Source organism: Lutibacter sp. A80, from assembly GCF_022429645.1.
Classification (GTDB): Bacteria; Bacteroidota; Bacteroidia; order Flavobacteriales; family Flavobacteriaceae; genus Lutibacter.
The window spans coordinates 2,171,525-2,185,281 of record NZ_CP092480.1; the positions used below are offsets into that span (position 1 = coordinate 2,171,525).

At 30.3% G+C, this 13,757-nt stretch carries 7 protein-coding genes; 1 reads left to right on the forward strand and 6 read right to left on the reverse strand.

The features are described 5' to 3' along the window. Positions 1 to 162: 162 nt before the first annotated feature. The 6 genes from MHL31_RS08980 to MHL31_RS09005 all read right to left on the reverse strand — a co-directional run bounded on the left by MHL31_RS08980 (position 163) and on the right by MHL31_RS09005 (position 11,424). Positions 163 to 3,471 carry a DUF5107 domain-containing protein gene (locus MHL31_RS08980; RefSeq protein ID WP_240225602.1) on the reverse strand — a complete coding sequence of 1,103 codons (3,309 nt, stop codon included), beginning with the start codon at positions 3,469 to 3,471 and terminating at the stop codon, positions 163 to 165. A 55-nt stretch (positions 3,472 to 3,526) separates the two neighbouring features. After that, the gene (locus MHL31_RS08985; RefSeq protein ID WP_240225603.1) at positions 3,527 to 4,201 is read right to left on the reverse strand and encodes an SGNH/GDSL hydrolase family protein; all 675 of its coding nucleotides are present in this window, start codon (positions 4,199 to 4,201) and stop codon (positions 3,527 to 3,529) included. Positions 4,202 to 4,291: 90 nt separating this feature from the next. Next, positions 4,292 to 5,692, reverse strand: a complete 1,401-nt coding sequence (locus tag MHL31_RS08990; RefSeq protein ID WP_240225604.1) for a sugar porter family MFS transporter — start codon at positions 5,690 to 5,692, stop codon at positions 4,292 to 4,294. 39 nt (positions 5,693 to 5,731) lie between these two features. Continuing rightward, entirely contained in the window at positions 5,732 to 5,956 is a 225-nt protein-coding gene (locus MHL31_RS08995; protein WP_240225605.1) for a hypothetical protein, read from the reverse strand. A gap of 223 nt (positions 5,957 to 6,179) precedes the next feature. Further along, positions 6,180 to 8,150: a RagB/SusD family nutrient uptake outer membrane protein gene (locus MHL31_RS09000; RefSeq protein WP_240225606.1), complete on the reverse strand. Its 1,971-nt coding sequence runs from the start codon at positions 8,148 to 8,150 to the stop codon at positions 6,180 to 6,182. A 13-nt stretch (positions 8,151 to 8,163) separates the two neighbouring features. Then, complete coding sequence (locus MHL31_RS09005; protein WP_240225607.1) at positions 8,164 to 11,424, reverse strand: TonB-dependent receptor; 3,261 nt, start codon at positions 11,422 to 11,424, stop codon at positions 8,164 to 8,166. A 1,117-nt stretch (positions 11,425 to 12,541) separates the two neighbouring features. Between MHL31_RS09005 and MHL31_RS09010 the strand changes: the two genes are divergently transcribed. Beyond that, positions 12,542 to 13,432, forward strand: coding sequence for an AraC family transcriptional regulator (locus MHL31_RS09010; RefSeq protein WP_240225608.1), 891 nt, complete (start codon positions 12,542 to 12,544; stop codon positions 13,430 to 13,432). The last annotated feature ends 325 nt before the right edge of the window (positions 13,433 to 13,757 follow it).

The window sequence follows — 13,757 nt, forward strand, 5'->3', positions numbered from 1 at the left end:
ATTGCTTGACATTCAATATGTTATTAATTGAGTTTATATATTTCATTTCTATATTTTTATTTTGAATATTTAATTTTCTGTTGCACTATTATTTTGAATCACTCATCAAAAAAAGTAATATTAAAAAAAGGTTTTTCATAATTTTTATTTTAAAACAATACTTTAATTATTCAAGAAACTTTCTTTAAAATTAGCATGAATGTGAGCTGGTAAATGATATAAACTCATATCTGTTACTTTTTTAAACGTTTTAATTGCTTCATTTTGAAACCCTTTTCCTAACTGACCTAAACCAATAAGATAGTTACAATGAATCTTATTAATTACATTTAAATCTTCTTCCCAAATTAATAAATCTGGTAATGAAACTGCAAAGAAATCTAACTTTACATCGTCATTCATGTGCTCATTTCCATAATTTATTAAATTATCAAAACGCTGGTTTGCCTCTTTATTTTTACCCAATTTTAACAATGCCAAACCTTGATAAAATATCTTATCTGGTTGTTGGTCATTGTAAAATATTGCAGGACTTGGCACACTTAAACCTTTAGAAGCTAATTCAAAATATTTTTTAGCTTCTTCTATTTTCCCTAAACCTTCATAGGCACAACCTAACCAATAATGTATATCGTTCTCTTGGGCTCCTTGTAACTTTCCTTCACCTAAATTATGAGGGTAAATTTGTGCTTGCTCTAAATATTCAATTGCTTTTTCAAAATTAGCATTGCTAATATGCTTTTTAGCCAATTCTACCTGAATTGTTAAATACTGAAAAGGCACTTTACCTTCAGCTCCTTCCCAAGGATGAAACTGTCTTTGGTTTAAAAGTACAGCAGCTTTTTCAAAATCTCCTTTAATATTATATAATGAAATTCTTTCTAAATATAAATCGTCTCTAAATTCTGTTAATTCTAAATTATTTTCTAAAAGAGCCAATCTTTTGTCAACATCAATATTTATTTTTTTGTAAAATTGGTCTAACTCCATGAGTAAACGAGCATTTGTATTATCTAAAGAAAAAGCTTTTTCTAAATGAGTTCTAGCTAATTCTTTTTGATCTGTTTTATTGAAATACAATAAAGACAAATTACGGTGTGTAATTGCATATGCATCATCTAACCTTACTGATTCTTCCCAACAATTTTGTGCTTCTTTGTATTGTCTATTTGCGTACCAAAAATTACCTAAATAATAAAATGCTTTTGCATCCGTAGGGTTTACTTTAGTAGCTGCTTGCAATGCCAACACCTCTTCTATCTTATTAGGAAAACAGTAATCTTCTGGCATTTTAGAAGCTTTTTCATAATATTCTAAAGCATTGGATGTATCTCCTTTTTGATCATAATACCAACCCATAAAATAATAAACCATTGGGTAAACTATATCATTATCATTAGTAAATATTTTTAGTAAAGAAATTGCATCATCAAACTGACCTGCCATTGCATAATCTAAAGAAAACTCGTTATAGTTATGTGCATAACCTCTAATAATATCTTTAAAAGCTTGTAAATCTTCTTGTTTGTTTGAGATTAAATAACGCTCATATAATACTCCAAAATTGAATTTATCAATTTCTAAAGAATCATCTATTAACTTATTTGCTTTGTCTATTTTACCTAATTTTCTTAAAATAATTACTTTTAAATGTCTTGCTTTGTGGTTATGCCAGTTTTTAATTAAAGCCCTATCTATTAAGTCTAACGCTTTTGTTAAATCTCCTCTAAACGTATCTATTTGTGCTAAGTTAAAATAACCAGCATCTTGCCATTGTGCATTCCAACATCCTTTAAAGAAGCTTGCATAAGCATCCTCTTTTTTACCTAAAAAATTAAGAGCAATACCTCTGTTAAAATAAGGTTCACCATCATAAGGATTCGGGTTGTGGTTTGTTAATGTATCAATAGCTGTATCAAAATAAGAAACCGCTTTTTCTAATTGTCCTTTTCTTAAATATAAAAGTCCCATTGCATTATTACAACGCACATCACCTGGAGCTCTTCTTAACGCTTCTTCGTAATAATCCATCGGGTTAAAAGTTGCGTGTCTGTATTGCTCTAAATGTAAACCTTGTAAAAATAAGGCTTCTACACTCTCTATCTCTTTAGGATCTAAAGCTGCTTTTGCAGGTTCTGGAATTTCAGTTGGTAGATTTTTATCTGGTGTCCAAGAAACTAAAACATTCCCTGTTTTATCTAAAACAACTATTTCTAAATCTTCAAATTTAGCTCCGTTTATTTCTATTAATTGGTCAAAACCATTTCTAGGAGACAATTGAACAATCTTTTCAAATAAAACACCATTTTCACCTTTTAAAGAGATAACCCCATTATTATATGTAGAAGTTACGTGAACTTTTACACGTGCTTTGCCATCTACAATTTCTAAATTTACCATTGCTTCTTTCGTCGCATTTTTCACAACACCTACGTTGTAATATGGCATAAAATATTGTTTAAAACTCTTTTCTTCATACGGATGCATCCACGTAAAATCCGGTTGATTATCCGTGTAAACTCCACACATTAATTCGATATAAGGCCCATCTTCATCTGTTAAGTTTCTATCCCATGCTTTTCCAAAATCTCCATTACCCCAAGTCCATTGTTTCTTTCCAGGAGATACATTATGATCTGCAATATGCAATAAACCTCCTTTAGAATCATTTTCATAACCTCCAACAAAATCATATTTAGACGTAATTGCCATATAACTTGTTGGCACAGGAATATTCTTATAATTAGAAATATCTGTTCCTGGTGAATAATCTACTTTATAGTATTCTCCTTTTGCAATTGGGAATTCAGAAACATCTCTTTTCCCGTGATCAAAAACTGCATTTACATCTGGTGGAAAAACAGATTGATAATGATCATTAACTGCAACAGCAGGATTTGCCCACCACAAAAAAGTTTGCGGATGTGGTGTTCTGTTATATAATTGAGCTTTAATTTCTATATATGCTTTATCTGGATGCAGCGTAAAACCAGCCATTCCCTTTGTACGGAACATTCTTTCTAGTTCACTTACCCAAATTGTTTTACTCCCATCTTTATTTTCTTCAATATAAAAATCTGTAGGGCCATAGGTACTTGGCCTATGATGTTGTGGCCAATTAAATTCGATTCCTCCAGAAATCCAAGGGCCAGTTAAACCTACCAATGCTGGTTTTATTACATGATTGTAATACACAAAATGACGTTCTCTCACTTTGTCATATGCCATTTGTATTCTACCACCTAATTCTGGTAAAATCATTACTTTAATGTAAGCATTTTCTATATAAATAGCATTCCATTCTTTATCTACCTTATTATCGCTAATTTTTTCAATAACTGGATTCGGATAAACAGCACCACTACTAGCCTGATACACTCTTTTTTCTAAAAAAACAGGATATTTTTCAGGTTTTCCAACTTCGTAGGTAGGGATAATTACTTTCTCTTCCCAAGCTTTAACAGTTTTCATAATCATATATTTTTTACCCGCTTCAAACACGGACTATTATTCCCTTTTATTGTCATTATTTATTGTTTGGCTGCGTTTTAAAATATTCGAAAATGGCATCGGCAACAAATTGATGTCCTTTTTGATTGATATGATTGTTTTGTGCCATATATCCAATTAAAGGTTCTGTTCTTGCAATCTTCTTAAATAACGCATAGCAATCCACTAAGCCAACACTATATTTTTTTGCTAAACTCCTAATTTGCTCACTGTGTTTTGCCAATTCAGTATTTTCAGAAGAAATTTCTTCCTTCAGATCTGGTGTTGGAGTTAACAAAATAACTTTTGTTCCATAAGCCAATGCTTCTTGAATCATTTGTTCCCATGCTACCTTTGCACGCTCCAAACCTATACTTCTATCGTTAAGTGCATAATCTATAAAAAGCACATCGGGTTTATAAATAAGCACCTCGTCTTTAAAGCGTTTTGCTCCCTGTTCAGCTTGTTCTCCTCCAATAGATGTTGTTATTGTATTCACAACTGAATAAGGGTAAAAATCGTTTACTTTTTTTAACGTTCTAAAAGGATACGATTGTAATCTATCTATTACTCCTCGAGTAGTGTAACCTGTAGGCACCGAATGTCCATGAAACACTAAATTAATAGTGCGATTTTTTGGCCATTTCACTTTTAATTCGGTTTTAAGTGAATCTAAATAAGAACTTGCTATTTCTTTTTTATATTGTGACATTTCTTTTTGCTGTGCAGAAGCAAAATTTAAACTCAACATAAAAGTTAGTCCAAAAATTATCTTTTTATTTATCATCATTAAATTCTTCAATTATTTATCTTTCGTTAACTCCAATTCAATTTCTTCCAAACTCTTACCTTTTGTTTCAGGTAATTTGTTTTTTATAAACATATATCCAGAAACACAAATTAAACTATACACCCAAAATGTACCAGAAGCTCCTAAAGCATCATTTAAAATAGGGAATGTAAAAGTTAAAATAAATGAGGCCACCCAAAGTGAGAATGTAGCTATAGACATTGCAACACCACGCAATCTGTTAGGAAAAATTTCAGATAAAACAACCCAAGTAATTGGAGCCAAAGACATGGCGTAAATACCAATAGCAATGATAACCAAAAGTAATACTGGCCAACCCGTAAACTCGAAATAGTAGGCACCTCCTAAAATAGCATATACCACTGCTAAACCAATAGATCCAAGAAGCATCAGTTTTCTTCTGCCCCAACTATCTACTGTTCTCATGGCAACAAACGTAAAAATTAAATTAACACTTCCAGTAATTACAATATTAAACAGCATATCACCCACACTATAACCAGCTGCTGTAAATATTTCTTCAGCATAATTAAAAATAATATTGATACCACACCATTGTTGAAAAACAGCTAACACAATTCCTATGATAATAACAGGCTTAATTGTTGGGCTTTTAAAATCTGAAAATTTCACATTTTTATTTCCACTTTCCTTCAAAGTAAGCTTTATATCACTTAATGCATGATTTGCATAGATTTCACCACCTATTTTACTTAACACTCTTAGTGCTTGAGCATCTTTATTTATTTTAACTAAGAACCTTGGACTTTTAGGTACTAAAAACATTAGTACAAAAAACGCTATAGCTGGAATTAATTCTGCCCAAAACATCCATCGCCAACCTATTTGCCCATTCCAAGAACTTAAAATAATTTCTGGAGTATGAGTATCAGGAATTGATTCTGCAATAAAATAATTAGCAATTTGTGCTGCTAATATTCCTATTACAATAGTTAATTGATTGATGGCTACAAACTGCCCTCTGTATTTTGCTGGAGCAATTTCTGCAATATACATTGGTGAAAGTGTAGAAGCCAACCCTATTCCTAATCCACCAATCAATCTAAAAACAATAAATGGTGTAAATTGGTCAACATAGCCTGTTCCAAATGCAGATAATGTGAATAGTGCAGCAGAAAAAATCAACGGGATTTTTCTTCCAAAACGATCCGCAACAAGACCTGAAATTACTGCCCCAAAAATACAACCAATTAAGGCACTACTCATAGCCCAACCTTGCAGGGTTGGCATAGAGCTAATGTTAAAAAATAATTCGTAGAAAGGTTTAGCACCGCCAATAACTACCCAGTCATAACCAAATAGAAAACCTCCCATAGCCGATACTAATGCTAAAAAAAGTAAATATGTAAAATTGAATTTTGTGGTCCCCATAATGTTTTGTTATTTTATTATATATTCTTCCATAAAGAATTAATCTTTTGTCAAACTACTGTTATACCAGTCTTTATTAGGTTTATTAGCTTCTTTTTCGATAGATACATTTTTATTTTTACAACCACTTAAAAAAACGGCTATCAGACAAAAAAATAACTCAAATATGTTTTTTAAATTCATATTAATATGTTTTTTTTTATAATTTGAAACAAGCTCTGCAAATCTATTTTCATATACAATTCTACTTAATTTAATTTCCACGTTCAGGCTTATTAAAATCAAAATATAACCATTATAAATCTACAACCTAAAAAATCAATTTCGGCTGATAAACTATTTTTCTTAATTTTAAGAAATGACCTTTAGATTGGTATAAGAAAGTCGAATATATTCTAAATAATGCTTTATTTTAAACTATGCATTACTCTAAAAGAATAAGCATAATTATTTAATTACGCTTATTCTCTTTTTTTAGTTTTCTTATTTAATTAATATCATGTGGACCTTCATTTGCAGAAGTTGGCCAACCCGGATTTTGATAAACCGGTGAGCTATTTACATCATTATTTTCTGAAGTAATCAAAAAATGTTGCATTGCTATTGGTTTTAGATAATGTGCCATTGCCCAACTATACCCTTCATACACCAATTCATTTCCTGTTTTTTCATAAGGTCTTAGATATTCACTACGAGAAGGTGAAGAAACATTTGCCGAACTTGTATCATAAACTAAATCTGAATACCATTCTTGCATTGGACCCCAAAGTTTAAAGCCTTCAATGTGGTATGGATCTGAAATTAACTGATCCATAGATCTCCATCGCTTTAAATCCATTTCACGTAACCCTTCTGCCATTAATTCTGATCTACGTTCTCTTCTAATATTGTATAATGTAGGATCTATTAGTTGTCCTGCAGAATACGCTCCCCAATCTCCTAATGCCTCTTGCTGCATATCAGTAGCTGCAATTGTTAATTGAAAATCTGGATTTACATTAGCTCTTGTTCGAATTTGTTCCCAGTATTGCTTAGCAGTACCATCAAGTGTTCCATTTTTCTCATAAGAGGCTTCTATATAATTTAAATATGCTTCAACAGCTCTAAATACTAGACTTCCTACAGAGCCTCCTCCATTATCTGTTTGTGCTTGATCATAATTCAAGCCTTTTCTAATGGTATAACCTGTTGTATAAGTTTCTGTAGATCCAGATTTTGTAATATCTGGTATTGGTTCTACAGGTGTGCCGTGTGTACCTACACTAGATTCATACAAAATATTTTTTTGCCCTGGTTCTTTTAGAAAAAGCCATAAACGTCCATCTCTATTTTGTCGTACATCTGTTATATAATCATCTCCTTCATATCCTGAATTATTTGCATAAATAGGCAGACCATTACTCATTAAAAATGAATCAACCATACCTTTAGTAAGTCCAATCCCGAAATTTCCTTTTTGAGAGTTCACTGGAACATTATTTGTTATTCCTAAACCTTTATCATAATCACGCCATAATATAACTTCATCGTAAACAGACATATCTTCTGCACTAAACATATCAAAATAAGAATTTTGACTATCAGATACCGATTGTTGTAATACTCCGTTATTTGGAGTTAATTGATAAGAGTTTGCAACTTGACTTGCTGCATTCATTGCTTGGTCAAGTAGCCAATCGATTTCAGCCTCTATACTTCCTGAAGGGTATTGATAATTTTGATTGTATTCTTTTTCTTTTCCTGGCCATCCAGTACCATTAGGCACAAAAGCTGTATTTTTAAAATATTTAAGCCAAGTAGCTTCATAAAGTGCAACACGAGATTTCATTAAAAGGGCACTCGCTTGAGACAATCTATTTTTAGATCCATTAGACATCAATACTGATGCTGAATCAAGATCCGATAATATAAAACGTACAACATCTGTTCTTGGATCTCTTTTACTTGCTTCTGTAAGTTCTTCTTTATTATCTGATAGTGTTGTTTTTATTATTGGAAAATCTCCAAGTGCTTGTACTTTATTAAAATATTCATAAGCTCTAAAAAAGTAGATTTCTCCAATAGCTTGTTCAATGCCTGTTAAACTTCCCGCAATTTCATTGTTTTTCCAACTTGGCAAAACATTATTAAGGAAATAATTACATTTATAAATATTAGTAAAACTCCAATCTCCTCCTGTTTGAGATACTTTCCATTGTCCTGGAACATATTTACTGTCGTAATCAACACCTGCCATATTATCTGTATTGGTATCTATACCAAATGTCCCAAAGTCCCATTGATCATGTGTAGGAAACAAATCATACATATCCACAGCATAAGCATCTAATTGAGATTCTTCTTTAAGGTAATCTTCAGGTACAATATCTGATTCTGGTTTTATATCTAAATAATCTTTACTACAACTTGTTAAAAAACTTATAATAATTACTATTAAAATTGGTTTTATATATTTCATTATTTTCATCGTTTTAAAAGTTTAAGGTTAAACCTGCTGAAATAGTTTTTGATAATGGGTAGGCATTACCGTTACCATTAGAACCATACTGAATTGTTTCTGGATCAAAAACACTTGTTAAATTAGTTATTGTCCATAGATTTTCTCCAGATATAAAAATTCTTAATTTTTGCATTCCTACTTTTTCAACAACTTCTGTTGGAAGTGTATAGCCTAATTGTATATTTTTCATTCTTATATATGATGCATCTTGTAAATAACGTGTTTGAGATTGTTTATTTTTATCATTAAATAAAGGGCGTGGGTAATAAGAATCTAAATTTTGACCTAAGTAATGGTTTTCATCTGCTCTAAAATAATCTGCATGCTCTGCAAGACCTGTAGACCACCAGATACCACTACCTGAAGCTCCCCAAAAATAAGGACTACTAGAAAAATAATCTCGTTTCATAATTCCTTGAAAAAAAACTCGTGCATCAAACCCTTTATAATCTGCACTTAAATTAATTGAAAAGGGAAACCTTGCAGTGTTATTTCCTATAATTTTTCTATCTCCTGGATCATCTTCTGTCCAAGAACCTGAATCAATTTTACCATCATTATTTAAATCTTTATACATAATATCTCCTGCGGTCCATTGGCTTCCTATTGCATTTTGACCACCTTCTGGTAAAGAGGCTAAATGTGCTGCCATTTCAGCATCTGTTTTTGCGATTCCAATAGTTTCATATCCCCATATTTCTCCTGTTAATTGACCTTCTCGGTATAAATCAAAAGAATTTGTTGCATTTGGATATTTTGTGATTTTTGTTTGTGAGTCTGAAAGTAATAGCTGTATTTGGTAATTAAGGCCATTATCTAAATAATCTCTCCAGGCTACATTTAATTCAAATCCATAGGTTTTTAAATCTGTATTATTTGTCTTAGGAACTGAGGTTCCTAATGCTACTGGTAATTCTGGTGCAGGACCAACCATATCTAACGTATTACGTGTAAAATAATCTATTGAAGATGTTAAGCGACTATTAAAAGCACTTATATCTAAACCTACATTCCAACTTTGAACACGTTCCCATGTTAAACTTTGACTTACCAATCCTGGTGCTGAACTTGTATTTGGACGGGAACCATTAACTAACCAATCTCCACTTGCTGTATTTACCGGCATAGTTACATAAGTTGGATACCAATTTGTTGTGTTTTGATTTCCTAACTCTCCCCAAGATCCTCTTAATTTAAATGTTGTAATATCTGCTGATATCGATTCCCAGAATGTTTCTTTGGCGATATTCCAACCTGCAGAAAATGAAGGGAATGTTTTCCATCTTTTATCATCTCTATATCTAGATGTTCCATCACGTCTTATGTTAGCTTCAAATAGGTATTTTCCATCATAATCATAATTTAAACGACCAAAAAAACCTTCTGTAGCCCAACTTTGATATTCACCAGAAACTGATGGAGCAACAGTATTACCGTTACTATCTGTCCCTGAAGTTAAGTCTAAAACTGGTGAAGAAGGAATAATAACTCCATCTCTTTCTGCTGAGAGTTCACGAAACTTATTTAATTCTGATTGGAAACCTAAAAGCACTTTAAAATTATGCTTTTCATTTAAAGTTTTACTATAGTTGGTGTAAATATTAGTATTGTAATAATTTTCTCTTGAAGCTTCTTCATACACACTAGATGCTGAATCTTTTAAATAAGGGCTTCCACTTACATCATGATTAAATGTTTGTAAAACATCCCAATGACGGAAATTATTTAATGAACGAAAATTAAATTCTCCAAAAATCTCCCACCCTTCTAATGGTTTTAAAATTAATTGAGCTTGTTGATATACCCAATCCTTTTGACTTTCATCTCGTCCTCCTTCACTAAGTCCTAATGCTGGTGAAGGTGAAGAGTATAAATACCCATTTGGATCGTATAACGGAAGTACAGGCCATCCTTGACGTGCTAAATTTTGGAACAATGAATTATTAAGTTTAGATGGACGTCCATAATCTTCTCTAATAAAACGATTCGATAAATTTACTGTTGCCCAATCTGTTATTTTTGCATTTATCTTGGCTGTTGTAGTATATCTATTAAACTTATCTCTGTTAAATTCCATTAAACCATCTTGATCTAAAAAATTTGCAGATAAATAATAAGTTATGGCATCTCCACCTCCTCGTAAACTTAAATTATGTTCTTGTGAAAAAGAACTATCACGATAAAGTGCATCGTACCAATCTACATTTGCATTACCTTCTGCATAACCATCAGCCCATCTTTCTGGATTATTTGGATTTGGTATTATTGAAGCTGTTAATGTTCCTTGTTGGTATGCTAAAATTCTTTCCATACGCTCTTCTCCAAACATAGGGCTTTTACCTCCGTTTATATTTGCATCATTAAAATATGTAGCAAATGTGTAAGAGTCCATCATATCTGGCATATTTATAGGTGAAGATACTCTAAAACTATTATTATAATTAACAGATACTAAGCCTTTTCGTCCTTTTTTTGTAGTAATTAAAATTACTCCAAAGGGTGCTCGTGAACCATAGATAGAAGATGCTGCTGCATCTTTAAGTACTGAAACATTCTCTATATCTTGTGGGTTTATTGAATTGATATCTCCTTCCATTCCGTCTATAAGTACTAATGGAGCTCCTGTTGATCCATCTCCAATGGTTGCAACTCCTCGTATATTTATAGTCGATTCATCTTCTAAACTCCCTCCTGTTGAACTTATATTTAAACCGCCTACTGCTCCTTGAAGCATTTGTGTAGCACTTTGAACTGGTCTCGACTCAAAAGTCTCTGATTCTACTGTACCTACTGAACCGGTTAAATTTACCTTTTTTTGAGTTCCATAACCCACTACTACTACTTCACTAAGACTTTCAGCACTAGATTTTAGATTAATAACAAAATCGGTGGTATCTCCAATGGCTACTTCAACAGTTTGAAATCCTATATAAGATACCACTAAGGTAGTGGAGTTTGCATCTATATTGATACTAAACTTACCATCAAAATCCGTAGTTACTCCATTTGAAGTTCCTTTGACAATAATACTAGCTCCTGGTAATGGGGCTCCTTGATCATCGGTAACAATTCCACTTATAATTTTTTCTTGTTGAGGGATATCTGAAATATCCGAGGCATTTGCTTGAATTTGAAATAAAAATATCAGCAAAAATAATGAGATAAATTTAGTCTTAAAATCAAATTCTAAATCATAAAAATATAATCTTTTAAGATTAATAAAGTTTTTCATATTTGGTTGTAGTTTAATTATTTAAAATAATTTATTGAACCTTTATATATTTAGCAATTGTTAACTTAACAATACCATATAAGGCTGATTTTAATAATAGTAGTAGTTTAATAGTAGTTTTTACATCATATAATTAAAGTTTTAAAGTGATTAGTATTAAATTACAGCAAAATCATGTTTAGTTTTAATCTCTTGTACTTAAATCCTAAAACCAAAGTTCATATCTACATACTCAATTGTTGATTCATTATAAATAACTCTTGAGAATATTAATAGTTGACTAAGGAGTTACGATATTCTATCTGTTAAAGACTAAAACTCTAGTATTGAAACTAATTTTACCATACCATCACTACAACCTGAGAATATAGTAGTGACAGTAAAATTGATTTTGTTGTTTTCATAATTATTATAATTATTGTTGTTTGGTTTTGTTACTACATTAAAATTCACTTTTAAATATTTAAGAATTAAATACTACTTATTATTTAAAACACAGATAATTCCTTAAAAGTAGATTACACTATAATATATTTGAATTATGTTTATTAAATTAAAAAACAAATAGATTCAAATAATAAAATAAAGGATATTAAATAACTTATCCTCATACAAACTTACATCAAAAACAAAACAAAAAAATAGAGATAAAAACTGAATATATGGACAATAATACTTTTTTATAAGATCGAATAAAATTTTAATACTTAAAAAAAGAAGTAAAAATTTTAAGTAAAAAAAATAGAGATACTTTAATAAAAAAAATAACATATAAGAAAAACCAAATCAACAAACACTTTCCTAAAGAAAAAAATACTTAGTTTTACAACGATTTAGAAGAAACAGTTATAATTAGTTTATAGCAAATTTTAAAAAAATTAAAAAAAATTTATTTTTTTAACACTACCTTTACTAAAACACACTTAAATTTAAGGAACGAAATTAAATTAAATAATAATATAGATAATTTCACTCTGTTATTTTATGAAGATAAATGGAAAAAATAAGACACTATCTTTAAAGCTGATTTTATTTAAGATTTTAATTATACTTGTTTTCACTTGTTAAAATTCAATTATAAATAACACAAGAAAACTTAAATACAAAAATTCAAATAATGAATAATACTACTTTAAGAGATGGCTTTATAGGCCAAAAGATGATAGCATTACCAAAAACAATAATAAACATTACAAAAGAAAACCCAGTTACCAATAATTTTTACATAAGTGACTTAGGCTACTACCCAGAGGCAAGTCATCATTACCGAATAAGGGAAAAAGGTGCTAGCCAATATATTTTTATATATTGCACTAAAGGTAGAGGAGAAATCACACTAAATAGAGAAAAAACTCTAATTTCCCCTAACCAATTTTTCATAATCCCAAAAAACACACCACATGAATATAAAGCTAACGATATAGATCCTTGGAGTATTTATTGGTTTCACTTTAACGGAGTAATAGCTCCTCAACTATACGATAGATATATTACTACAAATTCAAATAATTATAAAAATGCACCTTTTTCTATTGAAAAAATTAAACTTTTCGAAAAAATATTTAGTTCATTTGATCGAAACTATTTAGAAAACCATCTAGAATACGCTAACCTGTTAAGTTTAAACTTTATAAGCTCTTTTATCTATCATGATTTTGAGCTGACTATTAAAATGAGTAATAATGACACCTTAGTAGACTCAATAAAAAAAGACTTATTAAACAATTTAGATAAAAATTTTACTCTGGATGAAATTGCCTCTAAATTTAACTATTCAAAATCTTATTTACATACCAAATTTAAATTGGACACTGGATATCCCATATTAGTTTTTTTTAATTTAAAGAAAATTCAAAAAGCTTGTGAATATTTAAATTATACAGATTTAAGCATAAAAGAAATCAGCTTCAAACTTGGATTTGAAGACCCTTTATACTTTTCAAGAGTTTTTAAAAATTTAATGGGGAAATCACCAAGAACTTACAAAAAAAGCCAACGTAAATTATAAAACACTTTAAATTAACCCTCTTAATATACAATTATAAATAAAAATAAGCACTCCCCAAATAAAGGAAGGCTTATATAATTTTAAACATTTTATATAAAAACACCAAAGTAAAAAACCTCCTGGCATTAAATAAAAAAGTTTTCAAAAAGAGTTACCACTTTTATTTATAATATATAGTCAACCCTCAGGCACAAGAGCATCTATAATTACCCTAATTTAACCTTAACAAATATATTTATAATCAATAGTTGAAATAGTGTTTAAAGTATTATTTAAACCAAGTATTAACGTTACTATTGATGGTTTATGTATATGAGTAGTAAAT

Excerpts from the sequence above, each read along its gene's own strand:
- MHL31_RS09000 (WP_240225606.1), bottom strand. The coding sequence starts at position 8,150 with ATGAAATATATAAAACCAATTTTAATAGTAATTATTATAAGTTTTTTA.
- MHL31_RS09010 (WP_240225608.1), top strand. The coding sequence starts at position 12,542 with ATGAATAATACTACTTTAAGAGATGGCTTTATAGGCCAAAAGATGATA.
- MHL31_RS08990 (WP_240225604.1), bottom strand. The coding sequence starts at position 5,692 with ATGGGGACCACAAAATTCAATTTTACATATTTACTTTTTTTAGCATTA.
- MHL31_RS08985 (WP_240225603.1), bottom strand. The coding sequence starts at position 4,201 with ATGTCACAATATAAAAAAGAAATAGCAAGTTCTTATTTAGATTCACTT.
- MHL31_RS08980 (WP_240225602.1), bottom strand. The coding sequence starts at position 3,471 with ATGAAAACTGTTAAAGCTTGGGAAGAGAAAGTAATTATCCCTACCTAC.
- MHL31_RS09005 (WP_240225607.1), bottom strand. The coding sequence starts at position 11,424 with ATGAAAAACTTTATTAATCTTAAAAGATTATATTTTTATGATTTAGAA.